The 25413-nt window shown below is 71.8% G+C and carries 24 protein-coding genes and 1 tRNA gene; 10 read left to right on the top strand and 15 right to left on the bottom strand.

What is annotated here, in order from left to right; genetic code table 11:
• Window positions 1–8: 8 nt before the first annotated feature.
• Together BN159_RS26530 and BN159_RS26525 are read right to left on the bottom strand one after the other, a co-directional pair.
• Window positions 9–644 carry an RDD family protein gene (locus BN159_RS26530; RefSeq protein ID WP_015660084.1) on the bottom strand — a complete coding sequence of 212 codons (636 nt, stop codon included), beginning with the start codon at window positions 642–644 and terminating at the stop codon, window positions 9–11.
• Between the two features lie 89 nt (window positions 645–733).
• Window positions 734–2275, bottom strand: coding sequence for an RDD family protein (locus BN159_RS26525; protein ID WP_015660083.1), 1542 nt, complete (start codon window positions 2273–2275; stop codon window positions 734–736).
• Window positions 2276–2529: 254 nt separating this feature from the next.
• Between BN159_RS26525 and BN159_RS26520 the strand changes: the two genes are divergently transcribed.
• On the top strand, window positions 2530–3006 hold the full coding sequence (locus BN159_RS26520) for an SsgA family sporulation/cell division regulator (protein WP_015660082.1): 477 nt from the start codon (window positions 2530–2532) through the stop codon (window positions 3004–3006).
• A 20-nt stretch (window positions 3007–3026) separates the two neighbouring features.
• On the opposite strand, the gene BN159_RS26515 is transcribed toward BN159_RS26520, so the two are convergent.
• Window positions 3027–4397: an FAD-binding oxidoreductase gene (locus BN159_RS26515; protein ID WP_015660081.1), complete on the bottom strand. Its 1371-nt coding sequence runs from the start codon at window positions 4395–4397 to the stop codon at window positions 3027–3029.
• A 98-nt stretch (window positions 4398–4495) separates the two neighbouring features.
• Here BN159_RS26515 and BN159_RS26510 point away from each other — a divergent pair, with 98 nt between their 5' ends.
• The gene (locus tag BN159_RS26510; RefSeq protein WP_015660080.1) at window positions 4496–5905 is read left to right on the top strand and encodes a tetratricopeptide repeat protein; all 1410 of its coding nucleotides are present in this window, start codon (window positions 4496–4498) and stop codon (window positions 5903–5905) included.
• 7 nt (window positions 5906–5912) lie between these two features.
• Here the strand turns inward: BN159_RS26510 and hppD are convergent, their stop codons facing one another.
• A complete protein-coding gene (gene hppD / locus BN159_RS26505; RefSeq protein WP_015660079.1) occupies window positions 5913–7058 on the bottom strand; it encodes a 4-hydroxyphenylpyruvate dioxygenase in 1146 nt (381 codons plus the stop codon).
• 123 nt (window positions 7059–7181) lie between these two features.
• On the opposite strand from hppD, the gene BN159_RS26500 reads away from it, so the two are divergent.
• From BN159_RS26500 to BN159_RS44245, 7 genes are all read left to right on the top strand, one after another.
• The gene (locus BN159_RS26500; RefSeq protein WP_015660078.1) at window positions 7182–7658 is read left to right on the top strand and encodes an Lrp/AsnC family transcriptional regulator; all 477 of its coding nucleotides are present in this window, start codon (window positions 7182–7184) and stop codon (window positions 7656–7658) included.
• 21 nt (window positions 7659–7679) lie between these two features.
• On the top strand, window positions 7680–8327 hold the full coding sequence (locus tag BN159_RS26495; RefSeq protein ID WP_015660077.1) for an ABC transporter permease: 648 nt from the start codon (window positions 7680–7682) through the stop codon (window positions 8325–8327).
• The gene (locus BN159_RS26490; RefSeq protein ID WP_015660076.1) at window positions 8320–9558 is read left to right on the top strand and encodes a betaine/proline/choline family ABC transporter ATP-binding protein; all 1239 of its coding nucleotides are present in this window, start codon (window positions 8320–8322) and stop codon (window positions 9556–9558) included. The genes BN159_RS26495 and BN159_RS26490 overlap by 8 nt, the downstream gene beginning before the upstream one ends.
• Entirely contained in the window at window positions 9555–10409 is an 855-nt protein-coding gene (locus BN159_RS26485; RefSeq protein WP_015660075.1) for an ABC transporter permease, read from the top strand. The genes BN159_RS26490 and BN159_RS26485 overlap by 4 nt, the downstream gene beginning before the upstream one ends.
• Before the next feature lie 68 nt (window positions 10410–10477).
• Window positions 10478–11365 (top strand): glycine betaine ABC transporter substrate-binding protein, encoded by an 888-nt coding sequence (locus BN159_RS26480; RefSeq protein ID WP_086016456.1) that lies wholly within the window; start codon window positions 10478–10480, stop codon window positions 11363–11365.
• Between the two features lie 51 nt (window positions 11366–11416).
• Complete coding sequence (locus BN159_RS26475) at window positions 11417–12004, top strand: ArsR/SmtB family transcription factor (protein ID WP_015660073.1); 588 nt, start codon at window positions 11417–11419, stop codon at window positions 12002–12004.
• 13 nt (window positions 12005–12017) lie between these two features.
• Complete coding sequence (locus BN159_RS44245) at window positions 12018–12200, top strand: hypothetical protein (RefSeq protein WP_015660072.1); 183 nt, start codon at window positions 12018–12020, stop codon at window positions 12198–12200.
• Here BN159_RS44245 and BN159_RS26465 read toward each other — a convergent pair.
• The 6 genes from BN159_RS26465 to BN159_RS26440 all read right to left on the bottom strand — a co-directional run bounded on the left by BN159_RS26465 (window position 12197) and on the right by BN159_RS26440 (window position 17967).
• Window positions 12197–12988, bottom strand: a complete 792-nt coding sequence (locus BN159_RS26465) for a YlbL family protein (protein ID WP_015660071.1) — start codon at window positions 12986–12988, stop codon at window positions 12197–12199. The two genes, BN159_RS44245 and BN159_RS26465, sit on opposite strands and share 4 nt — an antisense overlap.
• A gap of 44 nt (window positions 12989–13032) precedes the next feature.
• Window positions 13033–13674 carry an IclR family transcriptional regulator gene (locus tag BN159_RS26460; RefSeq protein WP_015660070.1) on the bottom strand — a complete coding sequence of 214 codons (642 nt, stop codon included), beginning with the start codon at window positions 13672–13674 and terminating at the stop codon, window positions 13033–13035.
• Window positions 13675–13952: 278 nt separating this feature from the next.
• Window positions 13953–15737, bottom strand: a complete 1785-nt coding sequence (locus BN159_RS26455; RefSeq protein ID WP_041819891.1) for a DEAD/DEAH box helicase — start codon at window positions 15735–15737, stop codon at window positions 13953–13955.
• A 166-nt stretch (window positions 15738–15903) separates the two neighbouring features.
• Window positions 15904–16278, bottom strand: a complete 375-nt coding sequence (locus BN159_RS26450) for a type II toxin-antitoxin system death-on-curing family toxin (protein ID WP_015660068.1) — start codon at window positions 16276–16278, stop codon at window positions 15904–15906.
• Complete coding sequence (locus BN159_RS26445; protein WP_015660067.1) at window positions 16275–16475, bottom strand: hypothetical protein; 201 nt, start codon at window positions 16473–16475, stop codon at window positions 16275–16277. Before BN159_RS26445 ends, BN159_RS26450 begins: the two co-directional genes overlap by 4 nt.
• A gap of 49 nt (window positions 16476–16524) precedes the next feature.
• Window positions 16525–17967, bottom strand: coding sequence for an MFS transporter (locus tag BN159_RS26440; protein WP_015660066.1), 1443 nt, complete (start codon window positions 17965–17967; stop codon window positions 16525–16527).
• A 190-nt stretch (window positions 17968–18157) separates the two neighbouring features.
• Here BN159_RS26440 and BN159_RS26435 point away from each other — a divergent pair.
• Window positions 18158–18232 (top strand) — tRNA-Cys (locus BN159_RS26435).
• 48 nt (window positions 18233–18280) lie between these two features.
• Here the strand turns inward: BN159_RS26435 and BN159_RS26430 are convergent.
• The 5 genes from BN159_RS26430 to BN159_RS26410 all read right to left on the bottom strand — a co-directional run bounded on the left by BN159_RS26430 (window position 18281) and on the right by BN159_RS26410 (window position 25413).
• Window positions 18281–18802 carry an SUKH-4 family immunity protein gene (locus tag BN159_RS26430; protein ID WP_015660065.1) on the bottom strand — a complete coding sequence of 174 codons (522 nt, stop codon included), beginning with the start codon at window positions 18800–18802 and terminating at the stop codon, window positions 18281–18283.
• A 71-nt stretch (window positions 18803–18873) separates the two neighbouring features.
• A complete protein-coding gene (locus BN159_RS26425; protein WP_015660064.1) occupies window positions 18874–21186 on the bottom strand; it encodes a xanthine dehydrogenase family protein molybdopterin-binding subunit in 2313 nt (770 codons plus the stop codon).
• The gene (locus BN159_RS26420; RefSeq protein WP_015660063.1) at window positions 21183–22658 is read right to left on the bottom strand and encodes a 2Fe-2S iron-sulfur cluster-binding protein; all 1476 of its coding nucleotides are present in this window, start codon (window positions 22656–22658) and stop codon (window positions 21183–21185) included. The genes BN159_RS26425 and BN159_RS26420 overlap by 4 nt, the downstream gene beginning before the upstream one ends.
• A complete protein-coding gene (locus tag BN159_RS26415; protein ID WP_041819889.1) occupies window positions 22655–23548 on the bottom strand; it encodes an FAD binding domain-containing protein in 894 nt (297 codons plus the stop codon). The genes BN159_RS26420 and BN159_RS26415 overlap by 4 nt, the downstream gene beginning before the upstream one ends.
• 224 nt (window positions 23549–23772) lie before the next feature.
• Window positions 23773–25413: a beta-N-acetylhexosaminidase gene (locus BN159_RS26410; RefSeq protein ID WP_015660061.1), complete on the bottom strand. Its 1641-nt coding sequence runs from the start codon at window positions 25411–25413 to the stop codon at window positions 23773–23775.

Raw genomic sequence — 25413 nt, 5'->3', positions numbered from 1 at the left:
GCTGCGCCTCACCGGGTGCTGACCACCACCGTCTTGGCCGCCTTGTCGTGCAGGCCCTGCTTGTAGGGCTTGTCGAAGTAGCTCCAGCCCCCGCAGATCGCGGTCCAGATGCAGGCGCAGCAGAAGGCGAACGGGATCCACAGCACCAGCGCGCGGACCAGCGAGGTCTGCACGGAGGGCGTGGAGCCGTCGTCCAGGTTGGCCACTCGCATGCCCAGCCACTTCTTGCCGAGCGTCTGGCCGGTCCTGGAGATCATGAAGGTGTCGTAGCCGATGTAGAGCAGTGCGGCGATCAGCGACTGGCCGAGGGACTTGCCGTAGTCGACGTTGTCGGCGTTCATGTCCAGCTCGTTGACCCGGAACGCCCAGGTGAGCAGCCACACCACGACGGCCACCATCACCATGTCGATGATCCGGGCCAGGGTGCGCCGGCCGCTGTCCGCGAGCGGGGGCATCCCGGCGAGCGGATCGGCAGGGTATCCGCCACCGCCGTAGGGGTCACCGCCGTAGGGACCGCCCTGGTACGGCGGCGGCTGGCTGTCGTACGGCGAGCCCGCGCCGGAGTCCCCGGACGGGGGCTGCTTCCTGAACGGGTCGTCTTCCGGCGGCTGCCCGCCGGAGCCGGGAGGCGGTTCACTGCTCATGGCCCGAGTCGACCGCGAACCCCCGGTCCGCGCATCCGGCGAGCGGCCGTCCGGAGTACGGAATTATCCGGGCGGTTCGCCGTATTCGGTCATCCCGCCACGAACGTACCCGCGGCCTTGTCGTGCCAGCACTGCCGCCACGGCTTGTCGAACAGGCACCACAGGACACCCACGACACCGATCACCAGCAGTCCGGGGACGCTGTAGACGAGCCAGCGGCGCAGGGCTCCGCCGAAGGTGGGCGGTTCATGGCCCTCGATGTCCCGCACCTCCAGACCGAACAGCTTCTTGCCGAGGGTGCGGCCCCACTTGGCGGTGGGCAGCGCCTCGTAGAGCGCGCCGAAGAGCAGCAGGACGCCCAGCACGATGCCGAGGTACGCCGAGGTCGTGCCGTCCAGCAGCCAGACGGTGACGGTCTCGCCGGAGAGCTTGGCCGCGTCGATCTTCTCGTCGACGTGGTCCATCGCCTTGGTGCCGAGCGGTACGGCGGCCGCCGCGGTGACGCCGAGCAGGACGACGGTGTCCAGCAGCCGGGCGGCGAGCCGCTTGCCGAGGGAGGCGGGCCGGGCGGCGGCCTGACGCCGGACCACCGCCTGGAAGGGGTCCTCGACCGGGGGCTTCCACGGGACGACCGGCTGGTCCTCGTCCCCGGCGAGCCGGTGCACCTGCTGCGCCCAGGAGGGCTGACCGCCACCGGGGCCACTGGTGACCGGGGTGGCGGCCGGGGCGGCGCCCTGTGCGGGGGCCTGCGGGGCCGACTGCGGCCCGGACTGCTGGGGGACCGTCGGAGCCGCCTGCGGCCCGGACAGCGCCGTGGGAGCGGCGACTTGGGCCCCCTGCGCGGCAGCGGCCCGGTCGACGGCCGCCTTACCGGCACCGAAGCCGGGGCCCTGGGGGGCGGAGCCCGACGCGCCCGCGACTCCCGTACCGCCGGACCCACTTGCCCCCTGTCCCGGGACCGAGCCCGGTGTGCGCCCCTGCTGTGCTGCGGGCGCTCCTTCGGGGCGACCCGTGCGCGGGGAGACTGCCCGGAATGTCATGGTGCCCTCGTCCGCGGGAGCGTCCTGGGCGGCGGCGTCCTGGGCGGCGGGACCGGGGATCGGGCGGCGGAAGACGAAGGTGTTGTTGGCGGCGGCCCCGGTGTCGGAGGGGTCGGAGTCGGCCGGCGGGATCGTGGCCGTGCCGTCCGTGCTCTGGGTCGCGCCCTCGGCGGGTGCCGGGGTACGCGGGTCCGCGATGCGCGGGTCCTGGGTGCGCGGGTCCGGGGCGCCCCAGGAGACGCGGCGGTCCTGGTCGCCGCCGAAGCCGGTCTGGCGGGAGCGGTCGGCGCCCCACGCGGACGCGGGCTCCGGACGGCTGCCGTGCTGGGACCGGCCCTGCGCCGTGGCGGGTTCGCCCGCCGGGTCCTCGTCGAAGAAGTGCGGGCCGGTCTCCTCGACCGGGGCCGCGGGGACGGCCGGGGTCGTGCCGGGCGGCGGGGCGAGCGGTTCGCCGTCCGTCGGTGCCGGACGGCTGGTGCCCGGCACCCAGGAGGCGCCGTTCCAGTACCGGACATATCCAGGAATGGACGGGTCCGGGTAATACCCCTCGCGGGGCCTGTCGTCACCGGGGGCCGGAGTTGGGGCGCTCATGTCCGTCGTCCCGTATCTGCTCGGGGGTCATTTTGGGGGCTCCACATCTATCAGACGCGGGCAACCCCCACTGCCGGTCCCGCTGGACCCGCCCCTTTCCGGGCAACCTCGCGCAGGACCTCCACAGCCCCGGAAGAGAAGTGCGGAAAAAACTTTCGCGAACCCGCGTAATGCTCCGAGCCGAGCCCCCTCTCCACTCGTACGGGCCCACCGAAGGACCCGTACGAGAAGTCGCGAGAGAGGACACCGACGTCATGCACCCCACCGTGGTAGAGCGCGAGCTGGAGCTCAAGCTCGTTCTGTCGCCCGAGCGCAGCATCCCGGTCCCGGCCCGGCTGAGCTACCGCAGCGACGACCCCTTCGCCGTCCACATCGCCTTCCACATCGGCTCCGAGCACCCCGTCAACTGGACCTTCGCCCGCGAACTCCTGGTGGAGGGCGTGTTCCGCCCGTGCGGGCACGGGGACGTACGGGTGTGGCCGACGAAGGTCGAGGGCCGCAGCGTCGTGCTGATGGCGCTGAGTTCACCCGACGGGGACGCCCTGCTGGAGGCACCTGCCGCACAGGTGTCGGCCTGGCTGGAGCGCACCCTGCGGGTGGTCCCTCCGGGCTCTGAGGCCGAGCAGCTCGGCATCGACGACGGCCTCGCCGAGCTGCTCGCCCCGACCCCGGCCGACGACCTGTGGCTGCGCGACCCCTGGCCGAGCGACGAGTCCAAGGACGGGGAGTGAGCCGTAGGGCCTGTACGGGCTCAGAACAGCTTGCCCGGGTTGAGGAGGCCGAGGGGGTCGAAGACCTCCTTGATCCCGCGCTGCATCTCGACTCCGACGGGGCCGATCTCGCGCGCCAGCCACTCCTTCTTCAGGACACCGACGCCGTGCTCGCCGGTGATGGTGCCGCCGAGTTCCAGGCCCAGCGCCATGATCTCGTCGAAGGACTCGCGGGCGCGCCGGGACTCGTCCTCGTCGTTCGGCTCGAAGCAGACCGTGGGGTGGGTGTTGCCGTCACCCGCGTGTGCGACGACGCCGATGGTCAGCTTGTACTTCTCGGCGATCCGCTCGACCCCGTCGAGCATGTCGCCGAGCCGCGAGCGGGGCACGCACACGTCGTCGATCATCGTCACGCCCCTGACCGCCTCCAGCGCCGTCAGCGACAACCGCCGGGCCTGGAGGAGCAGTTCGGACTCGGCCGCGTCGTCGGCGGGCACCACCTGGGTGGCCCCGGCGGCCTCGCACAGCGCGCCGACCGCGGCGAGGTCGGGGGCGGGGTCGGGGGTGTCGAAGGCGGCGAGCAGCAGCGCCTCGGTGGTCTCCGGCAGCCCCATGTGCGCCAGGTCGTTGACCGCCTTGACGGTCGTACGGTCCATCAGTTCGAGGAGGGACGGGACGTGTCCGCCGGCCATGATCCGGCACACCGCGTCGCAGGCGGCGGCCGCGGAGGCGAACTCGGCGGCCAGCACGAGCTGTCGGGGCGGCCGCGGCTTCAGCGCGAGGACCGCCCGTACGACGATGCCGAGCGAGCCCTCGGAGCCGACGAACAGCCGGGTCAGGTCGTAGCCCGCGACGCCCTTCGCGGTGCGGCGGCCGGTGGACATCAGGCGTCCGTCGGCCAGCACGACGTCGAGGCCGAGGACGTACTCGGCCGTCACCCCGTACTTCACACAGCACAGTCCGCCCGAGGCGGTGCCGATGTTCCCGCCGATCGTGCAGGTCTCCCAGCTGGAGGGGTCCGGCGGGTAGTAGAGCCCGTGTTCGCCGACCGCACGGGAGAGGTCGGCGTTGACGACGCCCGGTTCGACGACGGCGATCCGGTCGACCGGGCTGATCTCCAGGATGCGGTCCATCTTGGTCAGGGAGAGCACGATGCAGCCGTCGGTGGCGTTGGCGCCGCCGGACAGGCCCGTGCGGGCGCCCTGCGGGACGACCGGGACGCGCAGCTCGGTGGCGGTGCGCATGACGTGCTGGACCTGCTCGACCGTGCGCGGCAGCACGACCACGGCCGGGGCGCCGGCCGGACAGAAGCTCGCCATGTCGTTGGCGTAGGAGGCCGTGATGTCGGGGTCGGTGAGCACCGCCTCGGCGGGCAGGCCGGTGAGCAGACGGTGAACGAGGTCGTGGCTCATGATCACAGCCTGACACCGGGGGCCATCGGTGTGAACCCCGTCGGCGAGGGGCTTTCGGTACGGGAATGTGGTCGTCGTACTGACGCACAGTGAGCGCCATGGAGAACGAACAGGAGGAGCGGCGCCCGTGGTACCGCCGACGGGTGCTGGTCGGTTCGGTCGTGGGGTGTGCCGTGCTCGGCGGGGTGCTGGTGCTGCTGCCGTGGGGGCGGACCGGGGGCGAGCCGCCCGCGCCGACGCCGGGCGCGCAGGCGCTGGCAGCGGTGACCACGGGTGTCCCGGCCGCGCTGCCCGACCTGGCGGTGCTGATCGACGAGCGGGAGAGCCATCTGCGGGGCCATCCGAGGGACGCGGAGTCCTGGGCGGTGCTCGGGGCGGCCTATGTGGAGCAGGGGCGGCGGACGGCGGATCCGGCGTACTACCCGAAGGCGGAGCGGGTGCTGCGCACCTCGCTGAAGGTGCGGGCGAAGGGCAATGTGGAGGCCCTCGGCGGTCTTGCCGCGCTGGCGAACGCGCGCCGTGACTTCCCCGCCGCGCGGCGGTGGGGCGAGGCCGCGCGGAAACTGGCGCCAAGGCGCTGGACGACGTACCCCCTGCTGATCGACACGTACACGGGGCTCGGCGACTACAAGGCGGCCAAGAAGTCCCTGGACCGGATGCTGGAGCTGGGCTCGGGTCCGGCGGTGCTGGCGCGGGCCGGTGCCGTGTACCGGGACCACGGTTGGCGCGAGGACGCGGCGGCCGCCCTCTCCGACGCGGCGGCCTTGGCGGAGGCACCGGCCGAGCGGGCCGCCTATCTGGAACGGGGCGGGCAGCTGGCCTGGGAGCGCGGCGACCGGGACGGGGCGCTGCGGCACTTCCAGGAGGCCGTCCGCCTCGACCCCGACCAGCGGGCCGCGCTCGCCGGACAGGGCCGGGCGCTGGCGGCGCTGGGCCGTACGACGGAGGCGCTGAACGCCTACCGGGTGGCGCTCGCCAAGCAGCCGCTCCCCCAGTACGCCCTGGAACTTGGCGAGTTGTACGACTCCCTGGGGCTCGGGCAGGCGGCGCGGGTGCAGTACGACCTGCTGCGCGAGCGGGTGCGCGGCGCCGCCGCGGGCGGGGCCGACGAGGAGCTGGTGCTGGGCCTGTTGGAGGCGGACCACGGGAATCCGGAGTCTGCCGTACGACGGCTGCGGGCCGAGTGGGAGCGGCAGCCGGGGATCGCGGTGGCCGACGCGCTGGGGTGGGCGCTGCACCGGGCCGGGGAGGGCGAGGAGGCGCTGCGGTTCGCGAAGATCGCGACGGACGGGACCAAGGGCGGCGGGGTGCGCAGCGCGCTGTACGTCTACCACCGCGGGATGATCGAGCGGGGCCTGGAGCTGGCCGGTCCCGCTCGGCGGCATCTCGAAGAGGCGCTGCGGATCAATCCGTACTTCTCGAAGCTGCACGCGCCGAGGGCACGCCAGGCTCTGGACGAGCTGGGCGAGCCCTCACTGGAGGCGCCTGAGGAGCCTGACGGGCCCTAGACGGGCCCTAGAGGTTGCCGCGCTTGGCCTGCTCGCGCTCGATCGCCTCGAAGAGGGCCTTGAAGTTGCCCTTGCCGAAGCCCATCGAGCCGTGGCGCTCGATGATCTCGAAGAAGACCGTCGGCTTGTCCTGGACCGGCTTGGTGAAGATCTGGAGCAGATAGCCGTCCTCGTCGCGGTCGGCGAGGATCTTCAGCTCGCGCAGGGTCTCCACCGGCACCCGGGTGTCGCCGACCCACTCGCCGAGGGTGTCGTAGTAGGAGTCCGGGGTGTCGAGGAACTGGACGCCGGCCGCGCGCATGGTGCGGACCGTGGCGACGATGTCGTTGGTGTTCAGCGCGATGTGCTGGACGCCGGCGCCGCCGTAGAACTCCAGGTACTCGTCGATCTGGGACTTCTTCTTGGCGATGGCGGGCTCGTTGATCGGGAACTTGACCTTGAGCGTGCCGTCGGCCACCACCTTCGACATCAGCGCGCTGTACTCGGTGGCGATGTCGTCGCCCACGAACTCCTTCATGTTCGTGAAGCCCATGACCTTGTTGTAGAAGCCCACCCACTCGTTCATCCTGCCGAGCTCGACATTGCCGACGCAGTGGTCGATCGCCTGGAAGGTGCGCTGGGCGGGCGGCTCGACGATCGGGTTCGCGGCGACGTAGCCCGGCAGATAGGGGCCGTCGTAGCCGGTGCGCTCGACGAGGGTGTGGCGGGTCTCGCCGTAGGTGGCGATGGCGGCCAGGACGACGGTGCCGTGCTCGTCCTTCAGCTCGTAGGGCTCGGTGACGGAGCGGGCGCCGTGCCCGATGGCGTAGGCGTACGCGGCGCGCGCGTCCGGGACCTCGATGGCGAGGTCGATGACGCCGTCACCGTGCTCGGCCACGTGCCGGTCCAGGAAGTGGCCCCAGTCGGTGGCGGGCTTGATCACCGAGGTGAGGACGAAGCGGGCGGAGCCGTTCTCCAGGACGTACGAGGCGGTCTCGCGGGCGCCGTTCTCCGGTCCGGAGTAGGCGACCAGCTTCATGCCGAAGGCGGTGGAGTAGTAGTGCGCCGCCTGCTTGGCGTTGCCCACGGCGAAGACGACCGCGTCCATTCCCTTGACCGGGAAGGGGTCGGCCTGCCGGGCGGTGTCGGGAGTGTGGTGAGTGGTCTGCGTCATAGCGGCAGCCTGGCCCCGCCTCGCAAGGTGCGCAATAGTTTGCGTGTTCGCTGGGCAATGTGCGCAGTGTTACGCCCGTCTCCGCGGGCTTTCTGTACAGGATGACCAGTGCCGGGAGGGCCCATGGCGATCGATCATCTGGACGGGCGCATCATCGTGCTGCTCGCGCGGGAGCCGCGGATCGGGGTGCTGGAGATGTCCCGGCGGCTGGGAGTGGCCCGCGGGACCGTGCAGGCGCGCCTGGACCGGCTTCAGTCGAACGGAGTCATCCGGGGCTTCGGTCCGCAGGTGGACCCGGCGGCGCTCGGCTATCCGGTCACCGCCTTCGCCACGCTCCAGATCCGGCAGGGCCAAGGGCGCGACGTACGGGCCCACTTGGCGACGGTTCCAGAGGTGCTGGAGCTGCACACGACCACCGGCAGCGGGGACATGCTGTGCCGGCTCGTGGCGCGCTCGAACGCCGATCTGCAACGGGTCATCGACCGGGTTGTCGGTTTTGATGGGATCGTCCGGGCCGCCACCGCGATCGTGATGGAGAACCCCGTTCCGCTGCGGATCATCCCGCTGGTGGAGCAGGCGGCGGAGGATCAGCGGAGCTAGCCGACCGGAGGGGTGAGCGATGTGACCTTCTGGGAGTACTTGAGCACGCGTCACCAGCAGTTGCTCACCGACGCCTATCAGCACGCGAGCGCCGTCTTCCAGTGCATGGTCGTCGCGACCGTGCTGGGCGTGCTGATCGGAGTGCTCACCTACCGCAGCGAGCTGGGCGGGAACATCGCGACGACGACCACCTCGACCATCCTGACCATTCCCTCGCTCGCCATGATCGGTCTGCTCATCCCGATCGTGGGCCTGGGCGTACCGCCCACGGTGATCGCGCTGACCCTGTACGGACTGCTGCCGATCGTGCGCAACGCGATCGTCGGGCTGCGCGGGGTCGATCCGACCCTGGTGGACGCGGCCAAGGGCATCGGGATGTCCCGGCTGACCCGGCTGGCGCGGATCGAACTGCCGCTGGCCTGGCCGCCGATCCTGACCGGCATCCGGGTTTCCACGCAGATGCTGATGGGCATCGCGGCCATCGCCGCCTACGCCTCCGGGCCCGGCCTCGGCAACGAGATCTTCCGCGGGATCGCCTCGCTGGGCAGCAAGAACGCGCTCAACCAGGTCCTCGCGGGCACGCTCGGGATCATCGTCCTCGCCCTGCTCTTCGACGCCGCGTACGTCCTGCTCGGACGACTGACCATTCCGAGGGGGATCCGTGCCTGAGGCCAGCGCCTCCGGCGCCTCTATTGAGCTGGAGAACCTCTCCAAGCGGTATCCGGGCAGTCCCGCTCCGGCCGTCGACAACGTGAACATGGAGATCCAGGCGGGCGAGACCGTCATCTTCGTCGGGCCGTCCGGGTGCGGGAAGTCCACGACGCTCAAGATGATCAACCGGCTGATCGAACCGACCGGCGGCCGGATCCGCATCAACGGCGAGGACGTCACCGACATCGACCCGGTGAAGCTGCGCCGCAAGGTCGGCTACGCGATCCAGTCGGCCGGTCTCTTCCCGCACATGACGGTCGCGCAGAACATCGGTCTGGTGCCGCGCATGATCGGCTGGCCGAAGGGGCGGATCAAGAACCGGGTGGAGGAGCTGCTGGACCTGGTCGGTCTCGACCCCGGCGAGTTCCACGGCCGCTATCCCCGGCAGCTCTCCGGCGGCCAGCAGCAGCGTGTCGGCGTGGCGCGGGCGCTGGCCGCCGATCCCCCGGTGCTGCTGATGGACGAGCCGTTCGGCGCGGTCGACCCGATCACCCGGGACCATCTCCAGGACGAGTTGATCAGGCTTCAGCACGAGCTGCACAAGACGATCGTCTTCGTCACCCATGACTTCGACGAGGCGATCAAGCTGGGCGACCGGATCGCCGTGCTGCGCGAACGCTCGCACATCGCTCAGTTCGACACCCCGGAGGCGATCCTCACCAACCCCGCCGACGACTTCGTCTCGGGGTTCGTCGGCGCCGGGGCGGCACTGAAGCGGCTGAATCTGACCCGGGTACGGGATGTGGAGATCACCGACTATCCGACGGTCACCGTCGACGATCCGCTCCAGGAGATCTTCAACAGGCTCCGGTCCAGCGGCACCAACGAGATCCTCCTGCTCGACAAGCGCCGCCGCCCCTACAAGTGGCTGCGCCGCGGCGATCTGATGCGGGCCAAGGGCTCGCTCGCCCGCGCGGGCACCCTGGTGCACGACACGGTGACCCGGGACGCCACCCTCCGCGACGCCCTGGAGGCGGTCCTCACCGACAACGCGGGCCGGGTCGCGGTCACCGGACGGCGCGGCGAGTACGACGGCGTCGTCGACATGGAGACCCTCATGAACTCCGTGCACGAACTGCTGGAGGCGGACCGCCTGGAGGCGATGGAGCACCAGCACGAGCTGGAGTCGGCGCGTTCCTCCCAGACGCACGCCGAGCAGGAGGGCGACGGAGGGGAGACGAAGGCGTGACCACCTCTCCCGAGCAAGAGCGCCCGGAGGGCGAGCACGAGGTCAAGGGGCTCGCCTTCCGCGACGAGGGCGAGGCCGAGCAGGAGGCGCCGCCGCCACCGGCGGTCACCGCGCGCCGGGTGACCTGGCAGCAGCTGACCGTCCTGCCGGCCCTGCTGGTGGCGCTGCTGCTGGCGACCTGGCTGTGGTTCGCGCAGGCCGACCTGGACCCGATCTCCGAGAACGCGCTCTCCGACGGGCAGGTGTCGAAAGCCCTGTGGCAGCACGTGGAGCTGACGGTGATCTCCACCTTCTTCGTGCTGATCATCGCCATCCCGCTGGGCGTCCTGCTGACCCGCAAGGCCTTCCGCAAGGCGACCCCGGTGGCGATGGCCGTGGCCAACATGGGCCAGGCGACTCCGGCGATCGGCCTGCTCGCCCTGTTGGTGATCTGGCTCGGCACCGGCACGAAGGCGGCCCTGATCGGCATCACCGTCTATGCCGTCCTGCCGGTGCTGGCGAACACGATCGCGGGCCTGAAGGCGAACGATCCGACGTTGCTGGAGGCGGCACGCGGCATCGGCATGTCCCCGCTGGGGGTGCTGTCCCGCGTCGAGATGCCCTTGGCGGTCCCCCTGATCCTGGCCGGCGTCCGCACGGCCCTCGTCCTGAACGTCGGTACGGCGACGCTGGCCACGTTCGGCGGGGGCGGCGGCCTCGGGGTGCTGATCACCACGGGGATCACCACCCAGCGCATGCCGGTCCTGGTGCTCGGCTCGATCCTCACGGTGTCGCTGGCCCTGCTGGTGGACTGGCTGGCCTCGCTCGCCGAACTGCTGCTGCGGCCGCGGGGGTTGGAGGTGGGGACGTGAGACGGGGTGGGTGTCTGCTGCTGACCGGGGCTTTGCTGTCGGGGTGCGGGCTGACGAGCGGTTCGCCGATGGTCGACGACGTCGTCCCCGGTTCGATCGGCAAGGGCGAGCCGCTGAAGGGCGCCGAGCTGACGGTGACCTCGAAGGAGTTCACCGAGCAGCTGATCCTCGGCGCGATCATGGGCATCGCCTGGGAGGCGGCGGGCGCGGAGGTGCTCGACCGGACCGGTATTCAGGGGTCGATCGGGGCGCGGGAGGCGGTCAAGTCGGGGGACGCGGACGGGATGTACGAGTACACGGGCACCGCCTGGATCACGTACCTGGGCAACAGCGAGCCCATCGACAACCCGCACGCGCAGTGGGAGGCGGTGCGGAAGGCCGATCTGAGGAACGGGCTGACCTGGCTGGAGCCGTCCGCCCTGAACAATACGTACGCGCTGGCGATGAACCAGGACAACTTCGAGAAGTACGGCACGAAGACCCTCTCCGACGTGGCGGAGCTGGCCGCGACCGACCCCGGCGCGGTGACGCTGTGCGTGGAGAGCGAATTCGCCAACCGGGCCGACGGCCTGCCTGGCATGGAGAAGGCGTACGGGATGAGCATCCCGGCCGGGAACATCACGCAGATGGACACCGGGATCATCTACACCCAGGCGGCGAAGGGGAGTTGCACCTACGGGGAGGTCTTCACCACGGACGGCCGCATCAAGTCCATGAACCTGGTGGTCATGGAGGACGACCGGAAGTTCTTCCCCAATTACAACGCGGCGCCGGAGATCAACTCCGGGACGCTGAAGGAGTATCCGGCGATCGCAGAGCTACTGGCCCCGGTGACCGCACGCCTGAACAACACGGTGGCGCAGGAGCTGAACGCGAAGGTCGACGTGGACGGCGAGGACCCGCACGAGGTGGCGCTGGACTGGATGAAGGAGGAGGGGTTCGTCAAGGAAGGGTGAGTTACAAAGAAGGCGTTGCAAAGCTCTCTTTGCAACGTTACCTTTGTACGCATGCCCGATCCCGCAGATGAACTGAATCCCCGTGTGCTGGACGCCCGTTCGCTGCGCGGCCTGGCGCACCCCTTGCGCATGGCCCTCCTCAACGCCCTACGACGCGGAGGACCGGCGACCGCCTCCCAACTGGCCGCCGCGCTGGGCGAATCCAGCGGCGCGACCAGCTACCACCTGCGGCAGCTCGCCGAGTACGGCTTCATCGAGGACGCTCCCGAGCACGGCAAGGGGCGGGAGCGCTGGTGGCGGTCGGCGCACGGGAGCGTGCAGTTCGACGACTCCCTGCACCACCACCCCGACCCGGCCGTGCGCGGGGCGGCCGACCTGTTCATCCACGAAGTGGCGAACATCCACACCCAGGAAGTCGCGACCTACCTCGGAACCGCCCACGACTGGCCCGACGCCTGGCACCGCTCCACCGACCTGAGCGACATGACGCTACGACTGACCCCCGAACTCGCTGTCGAGCTGATCAGCAAAATGCACGAACTCGTCGACAGCTACCGCGCCCTGGCCCCGGCCGAGGACGCCCCCGACGCCGAGCAGGTACGCGTCCACACCCACCTTTTCCCTGTCCGTACCGCGTGAGAGGTCACCGCTGATGCATCCCGAGACGCACCTCGCCCTGCACCACGCCCGCGCCGCCGAGCTGCGCGCCCAGGCGGAGGCACATCGACTCGCCGCCGAGGCGCGGCAGCCGTACGACGTCCGTGCCCGGCTCGGCTGGGCCCTCGTAGAAGTGGGCCTGCGTCTGGCGACCCCCAGGCCGGTACTGGCGCACTAGCAGCTCGGGACCTTCCCGTTGCCCTTCTCCAGGGCGATCAGGGAGTCGACGGCGCCCTTGAGGGTGGTGACCGGGATCAGGCGCAGGCCCTCGGGGAGTTCGGCCTTGGCGTCGGAGCACTCCGCCTTGGGGACCAGGAACACCGTCGCGCCGTCGCGGCGGGCGGCCTGGGTCTTCAGGGCGACGCCGCCGACCGCGCCGACCTTGCCGTCGGCGTCGATGGTGCCCGTACCGGCGACGGTGCGGCCGCCGGTGAGATCGCCGCCGGAGCCGTCGCCGTCCAGCTTGTCGACGATGCCGAGGGAGAAGAGCAGACCGGCGCTGGGGCCGCCGACGTCGGCGAGCTCCAGGTCGACCTTGACCTTGGCCGGGTCGAGGTCGAGGTAGTTCAGGGCGGCCTCGGAGGCGGCGTCCTGGGACTCGCGCATCTGCTCGGTGTTGTACTTCTCGATCTCCTTGGTGCTCTTGTCGCTGGGGTAGACCGCGTCCCGGGGCATGACGGCGCGGTCGGTGCGGAACCAGGAGTCGAGCAGGTCGCCGAGCGAGACGCTCGTGTCGGGGCCGGTCGCCTCGATCGTCGTCATCCGCAGCTGCCCGCTGGTGTCCCGGGTCGCCGCCCCGGAGATCGTGATCACCGGCTCGCCCTTGTTCTCCCCCAGCACGTTCGCCGTCATCCCGGGCTGCGTGAGCGCGAACGGCAGCGGCGCGAGCGCGGCCGTGGCGATCAGCGCCACGACCGGCACGGCGCAGACGACGAGGGCCTGGGGACGCGAGAGACGTGAGAGCACGGGGTCAATCTAACGTGACGGTGATCCCGCTCCGCCCCGGGCGGTCAGCGCAGCGCCTCCGCCACTTCCCGCGCCGCGTCCATCACCCGCGGCCCCACCCGTTCCGGTACGGCGTCCGCCAGCATCACCACTCCGACGCTGCCCTCGACCCCGGTCACTCCCAGCAGGGGTGCCGCGGCTCCGCTGGCGCCGGCCTCCAGTTCGCCATGGGTCAGGGTGTAGCCGGGCTCCTCCAGGGGCTGGCGGCGGGCGGCGAGGATGGCCTTGCCCGCGGCGCCGCGCTCCAGCGGGTGCCGGAAACCGGCCCGGTAGGCCACGTGATAGTCCGTCCACGTCGGCTCCACCACCGCCACGGCCAGCGCCTCCGCGCCGTCCACCAGCGTCAGATGTGCCGTCGCCCCGATGTCCTCGGCCAGCGATCGCAGCGCGGGCAGCGCGGCCTCGCGCACCAGCGGATGCACCTGGCGGCCGAGGCGCAGCACTCCGAGCCCGACCCGGGCCCGGCCGCCCAGATCACGCCGTACGAGCGCGTGCTGCTCCAGCGTGGCCAGCAAGCGGTACACCACGGTCCGGTTCACGCCCAGTTTGTTGGAAAGCTCGGTGACGGTCAGCCCGTGGTCCGTGTCGGCCAGCAGCTTGAGGACACGCAGTCCCCGGTCGAGCGTCTGAGAGGTCTCCGCGGTCACGACGCCCACTCCTTAGTGGTGAGGTCGGCAGCCCCCTCGCGACGGTTGCGTCACCGAGTCCCGTCGGCGACGCGCTTCAGAGGCCGCCGATCGGTCGGCGGCCCGGCCTGTCCGGACCGCGTCGCTTCACGGCTGCGCTCCGCGGCGGCGCTGCCACGGGGCGTGTGCGTAGCGGGACATTAGCGAAGCCGGTTCGCTGAGCGGAAGGCTCCGTCCAGAATCCGGTCACCAGCCGGTACGGCACGCCTGTGTTTGTCCGGATACGCACAGCGCACGCGTCAGCGCATGCGCGTGGCCCACTCCTGCACCTTGGCGATGCGCTGGCGGAGTTGACCGGCCGTGGCCTCGGCGCTCGGCGGGCCGCCGCAGACCCGGCGCAGCTCGGTGTGGATCACGCCGTGCGGCTTGCCGCTCTGGTGAACGTACGCGCTGACCATCGTGTTGAGCTGCTTGCGCAGCTCCATCATCTCCTTGTGCGAGACGACCGGCCGCCGCTCGGCGGGCAGCTCCAGCAGGTCGGCCTCGGAGTCCGGCTTCTTCCGGCTGTGCGCGATCTGCCGGGCCTGCCGCTTCTGGAGCAGCAGCTGCACCTGGTCGGGTTCGAGGAGCCCCGGGATGCCGAGGTAGTCCTGCTCCTCCTCACTCCCCGGGTGGGCCTGCATGCCGAACTCGGCGCCGTCGTAGAGGACCCGGTCGAAGACGGCGTCGGACTCCAGCGCCTCGAAGGGCAGCATGTCCTGCTCACCGGTGTCCTCGTCCTGCTCCTTGTTCGCCTCCTCCATCTCCTTCTCGGACTCGGCGTAGGGGTCCTCCTCACTCTCCTTCTTCGGCTTGTCGAGGGCGTGGTCGCGCTCGACCTCCATCTCGTTGGCGAAGGTGAGCAGGTCGGGGATGGTGGGGAGGAAGACGGAGGCGGTCTCGCCACGGCGCCGGGACCGCACGAAACGGCCGACGGCCTGGGCGAAGAAGAGGGGTGTGGAGATGGTGGTGGCGTAGACCCCGACGGCGAGCCGGGGGACGTCGACACCCTCCGACACCATCCGCACGGCGACCATCCACCGGTCGTTGCTCTCGCTGAAGTCGTCGATCCGCTTGGAGGCGCCGGTGTCGTCGGACAGGACGAGCGTCGCCCTGCTGCCGGTGATCTCCCGGATCAGCTTGGCGTAGGCGCGGGCGGAGTCCTGGTCGGAGGCGATGACGAGGGCGCCCGCGTCGGGGATGGCCTTCCTGACCTCGGTCAGCCGCTGGTCGGCGGCGCGCAGCACGCTCGGCATCCACTCGCCGCGCGGATCGAGCGCGGTACGCCAGGCCTGGCTGACCGCGTCCTTGGTCATCGGCTCGCCGAGCCGCGCCGCGATCTCGTCCCCCGCCTTGGTGCGCCAGCGCATGTTGCCGCTGTAGGAGAGGAAGATGACCGGCCGCACGACATGGTCGGCGAGCGCGTTGCCGTAGCCGTAGGTGTAGTCCGCGGCCGACCGTCGGATACCGGCGTTGTCCTCCTCGTACGTGACGAAGGGGATGGGGTTGGTGTCGGACCGGAAGGGCGTACCGGTGAGCGCGAGCCGACGCGTGGCGGGCTCGAAGGCCTCCAGGCAGGCCTCGCCCCAGGACTTGGAGTCACCGGCGTGGTGGATCTCGTCGAGGATGACGAGGGTCTTGCGCTGCTCGACGCGGTTGCGGTGCAGCATGGGCCGTACGCCGACACCCGCGTAGGTGACGGCGACGCCCTGGTAGTCCTTGCCGAGCGGTCCCGCGCTGTACTCCGGGTCCAGCTTGATCCCTATCCGCGCGGCCGCCTCCGCCCACTGCTTCTTCAGGTGCTCGGTGGGCGCGACCACGGTCACCTGCTGGACGACGTGGTGGTGCAGCAGCCAGGAGGCGAGGGTGAGCGCGAAGGTCGTCTTGCCGGCGCCCGGGGTCGCGACCGCGAGGAAGTCACGCGGCTGTTCCTGGATGTACTTCTCCATCGCCCCCTGCTGCCAGGCACGCAGCTTGCTGGCGGTACCCCAGGGGGCACGACCGGGGAAGGCGGGGGAAAGGTGGTGGGAGGTGGAGGCAGACATAGGAGCGGGCCCGGAGGGCCCTCCGTTGAGGGTGGTGGTGGGCGACGGGCGGGCAGTAGTCACGGTCTCCGGTTCTCGACTGCGTATGACGACCGGGTCACCCTACCGGCGGACGCCCCCCGTCAACGCGCGGACAGGCCCGGGTCACCCGCGGGTGGGACCGACGTCACAACTCCCGCAGCCGCCCCGCGATCCGTCCGACGTCCCCCTCGGCACCGGACGCCACATCGATGACCAGGTCGTACGCCGTGTCCTGGTCGCACTCGGCGAGGTCGACCCCGTTGACGCCGAGGAACGTGGCCGCGGCGAGCCAGGCGGTGCGCTTGTTCCCGTCGACCAAGGGGTGGTTGGTGGCGAGGGCGTGCAGCAGGGCGGCGGCCTGCTCGTACAGGTCGGCGTAGGCCTCCGTGCCGAACATGCGGGCGCGTGGCCGTCGTACGGCGGAGGCGAACAGCCCGGCGTCCCGCATCTCCGGGGCGCGCCCGCCGAAGGCGACCCGGGCGATGCGCTCGGCATCGGCGACGGTGAGGTGCCGGGTCACTGGCCCAGCCTCCGCAGCAGGTCGGCATGCGCATCGGCCAGCAGCTCGGCGGTGACGCGGACCGGCGAGGCCTCCTTCTGCACCCGATGCCGTACGGCGTCCAGGGCGATGTCCTCCGGGCGGCGCCCCGTGGCGTCCGCGAGGTCGGCGAGCTCCTGTTGGAGGTCGGGCGGGAGGTGGAGGGTCGGCTCGGTCATGCCGAGGAGGGTAGGGGGTGCGCGGGCGCGCCGACGAGCGGTTTACGGCTCACCGCGTGTGCAGGCGCCTGGTCACCCAGACCCCGGCCAGCGCCACCGCCGCCATCGGCAGGAACACCGCCGCGAAGGCCGCCGGATGGGAGCCGGAGGTCTCCGTGGCGGTGTGGCTGAGGGCGCCGCCGCCGAGGGCCGCGAAGGCGGCGCCGCCCACGGAGAGCAGCACGACATTCGACAGCGCGTCGGAGATCTGGAGGGAGGCGGAGTTGGTGCCGGCCTCCTCCGGGGCGGAGAGCTTCAGCAGGAGGACGCTGGCGGAGGAGATCACCAGGCCCATGCCGAAGCAGCCGAACGACCAGGCCACGGCCAGCGTCCACACCGGCACGGAGTCGATCAGCACGCTGGGCGCCGCCGCGATGGCCGCGGCCACCAGCACCATCCCGAACGTGGTCAGCCGCTCCCGGTACGGCTCAAGGCGCGGCCGGGACTGCACCCACGACCCCGCCGCCCAGGTCACGCCACCGGCCGCGAGGGAGAACCCGGCGAGCGTCGGCGACAGCCCCCGCTGGGTGACCAGCATCAGCGGTACGAACGACTCGGCGGCGATGAAGGAGCCCGAGGCGACTCCGCGCAACAGCACCACGGAGGGCAGTCCGCGGGCGGCTCGGTAGGTGCCGCGCGGGAGGAGGCCGAGGACGGCCGGGACGAGCAGCGCGGCGCCCACCGCACCGGGCAGCACGGAGAGCGGGCGCAGGTCCTGGGCGGCGTACTGGAGGAGGCCCGCGCCCAGGGAGATGCCGAGGGCGAGGCGGATGCGGCGGCGGTCGAAGGACGGGGCCGCCCCGGCCACCGGGCCTGAGGCGCGGCGCTTTATCTGCGGCAGGGCGAGCGCGAGCGGGAGGACGACGAGCACCGGGATGCCGACGAACACCCAGCGCCAGCCGAGGTGTTCGGTGACCGCGCCGGAGGCGAGCGGTCCGACGATCGAGGGGACGACCCAGCTCGCCGCGAACGCGGCCACGATGGCGGGGCGCAGCCGCTCGGGGTAGGCCCGCCCGATCACGACGTACAGCGCGACGATCACCAGCCCGCCGCCGAGGCCCTGCACGGCCCGCCCCAGCACGAACACCCACATCGCGGTGGCCGTCCCCGCCACCAGCAACCCGGCGGCGAAGGCCGCGATGCCGGCGGTCACCGCCCCGACCGGGCCGCGCCGGTCCGCCCACTGTCCGGCGAGCACCATCCCGAACAGGGAGGTGGTGAAGAACCCCGAGAACGCGAACGCGTACAGCGACACCCCGTCCAGTTCCCGCGCCGCGACGGGCATGGCCGTACCGACGGCCGTCGCCTCGAAGGCGATCAGCAGCACGACGGAGACGATCCCGATGCTGAGCGCGCGGTACGACCGGCCCAGCACGGTCTCGGCGGAGGCGTCCTTGTCGGTGGGTTCGGCGTCGTGCGCGACAGCGGTGTCGCGGGGATCGGGGCTGGTCATGCGAGCCAGCGTAAGGTCCGCACCGGCCCACCGCCCCTGTCAGGAGACGGTCTCGGCCTGCGACCTTGGTCGTACGACCGGGGCCCCGCGCCCTGTTTCATGAACGCGGTATGGCAGTCCCGTTGCAGCCCCCGGGATTCCCTTGAGCCCCTCCCCCAGGGCGGCCTAGCTTCTAACCACTGAAGGACATGGCCGTGTGCCCGAGTGGTTCAGGGGCTCGCCTGCAAAGCGAGTTACGTGGGTTCGAATCCCGCCACGGCCTCCAGGTGAGTCAGGTCGGTCGGTTCGGCCGGGCGGATCGTGATGGCTTCTGTCATGCGCACAGGGTGTCCCGGTGCAGCAGCCACAGGGTGAAAGCCAGGGTGGAGACGTCCGCGGGCAGGGGGTGGGGCGTCGGATCCGTGGGCGTCCAGGTCAGCAAAGTGCCCGTTTCGCCGTTCAGGAGGAGGGTGTTGGCGTCCTCCAGGTGGCCGAGGATGATCAGGCGGTCGGCGTCCGGGGGGAGGGCGTAGGACGGCTCTGCGCTGTGGGCCTCGGTCAGGGTCGGGAGGACCTCGTCCATGTGCAGGTGGAACAGGGCGTGTTCCTCCGGCAGGCCCGTCTCGCTCAGGAAGCGGCGGGTCGGGGTGTGGGTGAGGGCCGACGGGAAGTCGACGTCCTCGAACCGCACCACCCTGCCGCGCCCGAACTCCTCGGTGAGCAGTCGGGGCGGGACGGAGACGGCCAGGCCCCCGGCCTCGCGGCGGTCCGGCTCCGGGCCCGCCACCAGCGTGAACGTGCTGATCAGACGGCCGTGTCGGGCCAGCTGTTCCGGTTTGGTGAGCGTCGCGATCATGGTGTCCCCCCGTTCGTGCCCCGACACCTCAGAACACTACGCCGCACCACTGACAACGCCCGCACAGCGGCTCACGTGCCGCTCGTCACCACCGCCGCCTGCGGGCGGATCGGCAACCGGTTCACGGGACGGCCCGTCGCCGCGCGTACGGCCGAGGCGATGGCCGCGGGCGATGCCACCACCGGCACCGCGCTCACCGCCTTCGCACCGAACGGCGCCACCACGTCCCGTTCCTCCACCAGCTTCACGATCTTGATGTCGGGGGCGTCCAGGGCTGTCGGCAGGGCGTACCCGGTCAGGTCGGGGTGCCGGATCGAGCCGCGGGCCGTGCGCAGGTTCTCCGTCAGCGCTATGCCGACGCCCTGCGTGACGCCCGCCTCGATCCGCGCCGCGAGCTGCGCGGGGTTCAGCACCCGGCCCACGTCCTGGGCGAGCGCCAGCTCCACCACCCGGACCGAGCCCAGCTCGATGTCGACGTCCACGACCGCGCGGATCGCGCAGAACGCCAGGCCCACGAAGGCGTCGCCCTGGCCGGCCTCGTCCAGCGGCTCGGTGGGATGCGGGCGGCACTGCGCGGTCGCCCACAGCTCCTTGCCGTCCATCGCCTCGGTGACCGTGGTCGACAGGACGCCGTCGTACGAGGTGATCTTGCCGTCGGTGATCTGGAGGAGTTCGGTGGACATGCCGAACTTGTGCGCCAGGGGCTGGAGCAGCTGCGTACGGACCATCTTCGCCGCGCGCTCCACCGCGCCGCCCGAGACCCAGGTGTGCCGGCCGCGGCAGCCCGGACCCGCCGGGGGCTGGTCGGTGTCGACCGGGGCGACATGGACCTCGTCGATGCCGAGGGTCTCCTGGACGATCTGGCGGGCCAGCGTCGCGAAGCCCTGGCCGGTCTCCACCGCCGCGCACAGGACCGTCGCGATCCCGTCCTGCACCTTGACGGTCGCCGTGGACACCTCGTCGGCGCCCTCCGCGCCCAGCATGTGCACCATGCCGAGCCCGTAGCCCACGCCGCGGCGCACCGCGCCCGGTTCGCCCGCGCCCTCGGGTCCGCCGGGCAGCAGCCACTCGTCCTCGGGGGTGTCCTTGGGCAGCGGCGGCAACGGGAAGTCCCGTACCGCCTGGAGGAGTTCGGCGACCGGCGCCGGGCAGGTGACCGTCTGGCCGGTGGGCAGGACGTCGCCGGTGGCGAGCACATTGCTCAGGCGCAGCTCGGCCGGGTCGACGCCGAGCTTCTTCGCCAGCTTGTCCATCTGCGCCTCGTAGGCGGCGGCGACCTGCATGGCGCCCTCGCCGCGGACATGGCCGGAGGGCGGGTTGTTGGTGCGGACCGCCCAGCCCTCGATGAAGGCGTTCGGTACGACGTAGGGGCCGCAGGCGAAGGACACGGCGGCCGCCAGGGCCTCGGCGGAGGTGTCCGCGTACGCGCCCGCGTCCAGCAGGATCTGCGCCTCGACCTTGACCAGTTTCCCCTCGGCGTCCGCGTGGTGGCGGTAGCGCAGGAGGGTCGGATGCCGGTGGACGTGGCCGAGGAACGACTCCTCGCGGGTGGCCGTCAGCTTCACCGGGCAGCCGGTCTTCAGCGCCAGCAGGCCGAGCGGGAGCTGGAAGCCCTGGTCCTCGCGGTCGGCGGTGGCGCCGGGGACGCCGGTGACGACGATCTTCACGCGGTCGGGAGCGAGGCCGTAGCAGGCGGCGGCGGCGTCGCGGTCGCGGTGCGGGTCGGTGGAGGCGAGGTACAGCTCCACGCCGCCGTCCGGGCGGGGCACGGCGAGTCCGGCCTCGGCGCCGATGGGCGCCGGGTCCTGGCGGCCGATGCGGTACAGGCCCTCGACCACGATCTCGCCGGCCGCGTCCGGGTCGCCGTGGCGCAGCGGGATGTGCCGGATCAGATTGCCGTCGGGGTGCAGCGGCTCGGCCTCGAAGGCCTGCTCGGGGTCGGTGACCGGATCGAGCACCTCGTACTCGACGATGACGGCCGCGGCGGCCATCCGCGCGGTGTCGGGGTGGTCGGCGGCCACGGCCGCGATGGGCTCGCCGTGGTGGCGCACCACCTCGGAGGCGAACACCGGCCGGTCGGCGGTGCCGCGACCGTGCACCGGGGTGCCGGGAACGTCCTCGTGGGTGACGACGGCGCGCACGCCGGGCATGTCCCGCGCGTGGGTGGTGTCGATCGACACGATGCGCGCGTGCGCGTGCGGGGAGCGCAGCACGGCCGCCCACAGCAGGCCCTCGGCCCACAGGTCGGCGGCGTAGGGGAAGGTCCCCTCGGTCTTGGCGCGAGCGTCGGCGGCCGGCAGCGAGACCCCGAGCCCGTGCGGAAGCGGCTCGGGCGCGGGGGCTGCCTCCGCGGCAGCGGGCGCGGTGGCGGCATCGTTGCTCACGCCTGGCCTCCGTCCTGGCCGTACTGCTGGTCATGCGGGGTGGTGGGGTCCAGGGCGGACGGGTGGACGCCGCCTGCTCCGGGGCCCGCCTGGTGCGGGATGCGGGCCTCGTCCGGGTCGGCGTCGGCGGCGCTGTGCGCCTCGCGTTCGGCGACGACCTCCTTGACGGCCTCGACGACACCGCGGTAGCCGGAGCAGCGGCACAGGTTGCCGCAGAGCGCCTGGCGGGTCTCCAGCTCGGTCGGGGCGGGGTTGCCCTCCAGCAGGTCGTGCACGGTCATCGCCATGCCAGGCACGCAGAAGCCGCACTGGACGGCGCCGCACCGGGCGAGCGCGCGCTGCACGTCGGAGGGCTGTCCGTCGGCGGCGAGGCCCTCGACGGTACGGACCTCGGCGCCGGCGGCGGTCACGGCGGGCACCAGGCAGGAGGCGACGAGCCGTCCGTCGACCTGGACGTTGCACGCCCCGCACTCGCCCTGCGAGCAGCCGTCCTTGGCGCCCGCGAGCCCGAGCCGCTCGCGCAGCACGTACAGCAGCGACTCGCCGATCCAGGCGTCGGTGACCGGCCGGTCGACGCCGTTGACGCGCAAGACGTAGGAGGCGAGGGGGTGTTCCTCGCCGATCATCGAGGACGGCTGGGCGGCGTCCTCGTCGGGCCCGGCCACAGCGCCCTCGGCGGCCTCCTCGGCCTCCTGGGCGCCCTCGTCGGCCCCGTCCGCCCCAGGAGCCTCCGGAGCGCCCTGGGAGGCATCTGAGGCGCCTTCAGGGGCTTCTGGAGCCTCAGCCTCGTCCGGTGCCACGACCGGGGCGGCGTCGGCGGGCAGGTGCCCCTGCGGGTCGGCCTGCTGCGTCGGCTCGTCGGCCGGGCGTCCCCACGGCTCGCCGATCGCCTGGATCGACTGGCCCGCCTGGGTCTGCTCGTTCGCCTCCGTCGGCTGGGTCGCCCAGGGGGCGGCCGCGCCGCCGGGCAGGGTGGCGGGCGGGTTGCCGCCCCACTGCTCGACCAGCGACGAGGTGGTGAACTCGCCCGATTCGTCCGGAAGGTCGCCGTCCGCGACGGGGATCGACCACTGGCCCGTGACGTCGTGTCCGGGCGCCGGTCCGTCGGCCTGGGCGTCCTCGAAGTTCCACTGTCCGGTGGCGCCGGGGTTGTACGTGAACCGGTCGTTGCCGGTCTCCTCGGGGCCGGTGCCCGCCTCGGGCCACTGGACGCCGCCCGCGGGGATCGACCAGGTGCCGGTGGCCGCCGGGTCGGTGCCCGCGGTGGTGGCGGGCGTGACCGTTATGGGCGGAGGCACATAGCCGTGGCCGGGCGCGGCCAGCGGGCTGTCGGTGGAGGCCAGCAGGGCGTCGATACCGCCCTCGGGAAGCTTGACGAAGGCGGTGGCGCCGTCGTCGTAGTCGCCCTGGGGCAGCGGGTCCCAGCGGCTCGCGCCCTGCGGGGCGCCCTCTCCTTGCCGGTCGTCGGTCACGACAGCGCCCTCCCCAGTGCTCGTCGGGCCAGCGCGGCGACGGTGCGCCGCAGGTGCAGTACGGCGGGCGGCAGCGGCTCCACGGAGCCGTCCTCGGCCGGCGCGGGGTCGGGGATGCAGGCCGCGGCGACGTACTCGCCGAAGGCGGTCAGCGCCTCCGGGACGATGGCGCGGTCGTTGTCCCAGTCGATCAGTTGCGCGACCCACTGCTCGGCCTCCAGGGGCCTGAGCGGCATCGGCGCTATGGCGCCCACGGCGCACCGCACGCCCCGCCGCGCGGGGTCGAGGACCAGCGCCACGGAGGCCATGGCGCGCCCGGGTCCGGTGCGGCCGGTCGCCTTGAGGAAGACCTGGGGGGCGTGCAGCAGCGGCACGCGCACGTAGCCGATGAGTTCGCCGGGCCGCAGCATCTCCACTCCGGCCAGCAGATGCGACACCGGGATCTCCCCGCGGGCGCCGCCCGGGCCCGCGATGATCAGCGTCGCTTCCAGGGCGGCCAGCACCGGCAGCGCATCGCCGGTGGGGGCGGCGCTGGCGATGTTGCCGCCGAGGGTGCCGGCGTTGCGGATCTGCGGCGGGCCCGCCGCGCGCGCGGACGCGGCGAGCGCCGGGATCAGGGCGGCGAAGTCGGGGCGGCCCATGCGCGCGTGCGTGAGTCCGGCCCCGAGCAGGGCGTGTCCGTCCTGGTACTGCCAGCCGCGGATCTCGCTGATCCGGCCGAGGCCGACCAGCGCGGCGGGCCTGAGCTGCCCGGAGTTGACGGCGGCCATCAGATCGGTGCCGCCGGCCACCGGAACGGCGGCGGGCATGGCGGTGAGCGCCGCCACGGCCTCGTCCAGCGTCGTGGGCAGCGTGACGGCCTGCGCCGCCTGCGGTGCGTGCGTGGTCAAACCGGCTGCCCCTTCCCGCTGCCCCACCTGGTCCCACCTGTTGCTGCCGTACGGTACGTGCTGACAGGGCGGACGTGGCAACTCTGGCACATCTTCGCGGGACCCGAACGCGGGGGTCCGCTAGGAGGCATTCGCCCACTTCACCGGGGAGATGGTCCGTTTTCGTACGGCATCGCCGGTGCGCGCGAATTGCCTCTCTTCGGTGACCCTGCCGGTTTTCTCCACTACCTGTTCGGGGGCGCTCCGTCCAGGGGTCGGCCGAGCACTCCGGGGCGCCGTTGCCAGGGGTGCGGCCCGGCGGGCGGGCGGTAGGAGACACCGAGGGCGTCCAGGCGGGCGTAATGCGCCGTCATCCGCCGCTCGAAGTCGGCGAAGTCCCGCTGGTCCGGGGCGGGCAGACGACTCCAGGCCACCTCGGCGAAGGCCGAAAGACGCGGAAACGCCTGGTAGTCCACCCGCGCGGGGTTCTCCATCACCTCGGTCCACACATTGGCCTGCGTGCCGATGACGTGCGCCGCCTCCTGCGGGGTCAGATCGGCCGGAACGGGCTCGAACCGGTAGACGTCCTCCAGGGTGCGGACGTACCCGATGGGGACCGGCTCCTCCTCTCCCGCGGCCTGGCGGTGGTCCAAGTACACGTACTGTTCGGGGCACATGACGACGTCGTGGCCGGAGCGGGCGGCGGCGATCCCGCCCGCGTATCCGCGCCACGAGGAAACCGCCGCGCCCTTGGCGAGGCCGCCCTCCAGGATCTCGTCCCAGCCGATGAGGCGGCGCCCGCGTTCGGAGAGCCACTCGTCGAAGTGCGCGATGAACCACGCCTGGAGTTCGTCCTCGTCGGCGAGTCCGAGTTCCCGGATGCGCGCCTGTGCCGTCGGTGACTGCCGCCACTGGTCCTTCGGGCATTCGTCGCCGCCGACATGGATGAACTCGGAGGGGAACAGATCGAGGAGTTCCTCGAAGACCCCCTCGTAGAAGCGCAGGGTGTTGTCAGTGGGGGCGAGTACGTTGGCGGAGATTCCCCAGTTGTCCCAGACGGTCAGGGAGGTCGTGTCGATGATGTCGGTGTTGCCGAGTTCCGGGTACGCGGCGATGGCGGCCTGCGAGTGGCCGGGTACGTCGATTTCGGGGACGACGGTGATATGCCGCTCGGCGGCGTAGGCGACGATCTCGCGGATGTCGTCCTGGGTGTAGTGGCCACCGTGCGGCTTCTCCTCCCACAGCTCGGAGGCACGGTGGCCGAATTTCGTGCGTGCCCGCCAGGATCCGGCCTCGGTGAGCCGGGGGTACTTCTTGATCTCCACGCGCCAGCCCTGATCGTCGGTCAAGTGGAAGTGGAGGACGTTGAGTTTGTGCGCGGCCATCAGGTCCAGGTAGCGCAGAACCTGGTCCTTGGGCAGGAAATGCCGGGCGACGTCGAGCATGAGGCCGCGCCAGCGGAAGCGGGGCGCGTCCTGGATCTCGACCTCGGGCAGCTCCCACTCTGTGCGCCCGAGGTGCGCCCGCCGGAAGGCGTCGGGGCCGAGCAGCTGACGCAGCGTCTGCGCGCCGTGGAAGGCACCGGCCTCGTCGCCGCTCTTGATCAGGGCGCGGTGGTCGCGGACGGTGATCCGATACGACCCGGGGGGGAGCGTGTGGTCGTGGCGCAGCTCGATCGAGTTCAGCGCGGCTCGTCCCGGCGGGCCGGGTTCGCCCTGGCGGAGCGGCAGTCCGGTGGCCGCCTGCAAGGTCGTGCGCAGCCAGCGTTCCGCGCTGCCCACACCCGGTCCCGCGGTGAGCGTGGTGTCCTCGTCGAGCACGAAGACCTGCTCGCTGTACGGCTGGACACTCAAGGGTGCCGGAATCAGTTCCGTCAGTGAAGTCAC

The sequence above is a fragment of the Streptomyces davaonensis JCM 4913 genome, from assembly GCF_000349325.1.
GTDB lineage: Bacteria > Actinomycetota > Actinomycetes > Streptomycetales > Streptomycetaceae > Streptomyces > Streptomyces davaonensis.
This window is presented reverse-complemented; position numbering and strand designations above follow the sequence as displayed.

What these genes read in the sequence shown, in the direction of transcription:
- BN159_RS26530 (WP_015660084.1), bottom strand. Translation starts at nt 644, where the DNA reads ATGAGCAGTGAACCGCCTCCCGGCTCCGGCGGGCAGCCGCCGGAAGAC.
- BN159_RS26525 (WP_015660083.1), bottom strand. Translation starts at nt 2,275, where the DNA reads ATGAGCGCCCCAACTCCGGCCCCCGGTGACGACAGGCCCCGCGAGGGG.
- BN159_RS26520 (WP_015660082.1), top strand. Translation starts at nt 2,530, where the DNA reads ATGCACCCCACCGTGGTAGAGCGCGAGCTGGAGCTCAAGCTCGTTCTG.
- BN159_RS26515 (WP_015660081.1), bottom strand. Translation starts at nt 4,397, where the DNA reads ATGAGCCACGACCTCGTTCACCGTCTGCTCACCGGCCTGCCCGCCGAG.
- BN159_RS26510 (WP_015660080.1), top strand. Translation starts at nt 4,496, where the DNA reads ATGGAGAACGAACAGGAGGAGCGGCGCCCGTGGTACCGCCGACGGGTG.
- hppD (WP_015660079.1), bottom strand. Translation starts at nt 7,058, where the DNA reads ATGACGCAGACCACTCACCACACTCCCGACACCGCCCGGCAGGCCGAC.
- BN159_RS26500 (WP_015660078.1), top strand. Translation starts at nt 7,182, where the DNA reads ATGGCGATCGATCATCTGGACGGGCGCATCATCGTGCTGCTCGCGCGG.
- BN159_RS26480 (WP_086016456.1), top strand. Translation starts at nt 10,478, where the DNA reads ATGGTCGACGACGTCGTCCCCGGTTCGATCGGCAAGGGCGAGCCGCTG.
- BN159_RS26475 (WP_015660073.1), top strand. Translation starts at nt 11,417, where the DNA reads ATGCCCGATCCCGCAGATGAACTGAATCCCCGTGTGCTGGACGCCCGT.
- BN159_RS44245 (WP_015660072.1), top strand. Translation starts at nt 12,018, where the DNA reads ATGCATCCCGAGACGCACCTCGCCCTGCACCACGCCCGCGCCGCCGAG.
- BN159_RS26455 (WP_041819891.1), bottom strand. Translation starts at nt 15,737, where the DNA reads ATGTCTGCCTCCACCTCCCACCACCTTTCCCCCGCCTTCCCCGGTCGT.
- BN159_RS26445 (WP_015660067.1), bottom strand. Translation starts at nt 16,475, where the DNA reads ATGACCGAGCCGACCCTCCACCTCCCGCCCGACCTCCAACAGGAGCTC.
- BN159_RS26440 (WP_015660066.1), bottom strand. Translation starts at nt 17,967, where the DNA reads ATGACCAGCCCCGATCCCCGCGACACCGCTGTCGCGCACGACGCCGAA.
- BN159_RS26430 (WP_015660065.1), bottom strand. Translation starts at nt 18,802, where the DNA reads ATGATCGCGACGCTCACCAAACCGGAACAGCTGGCCCGACACGGCCGT.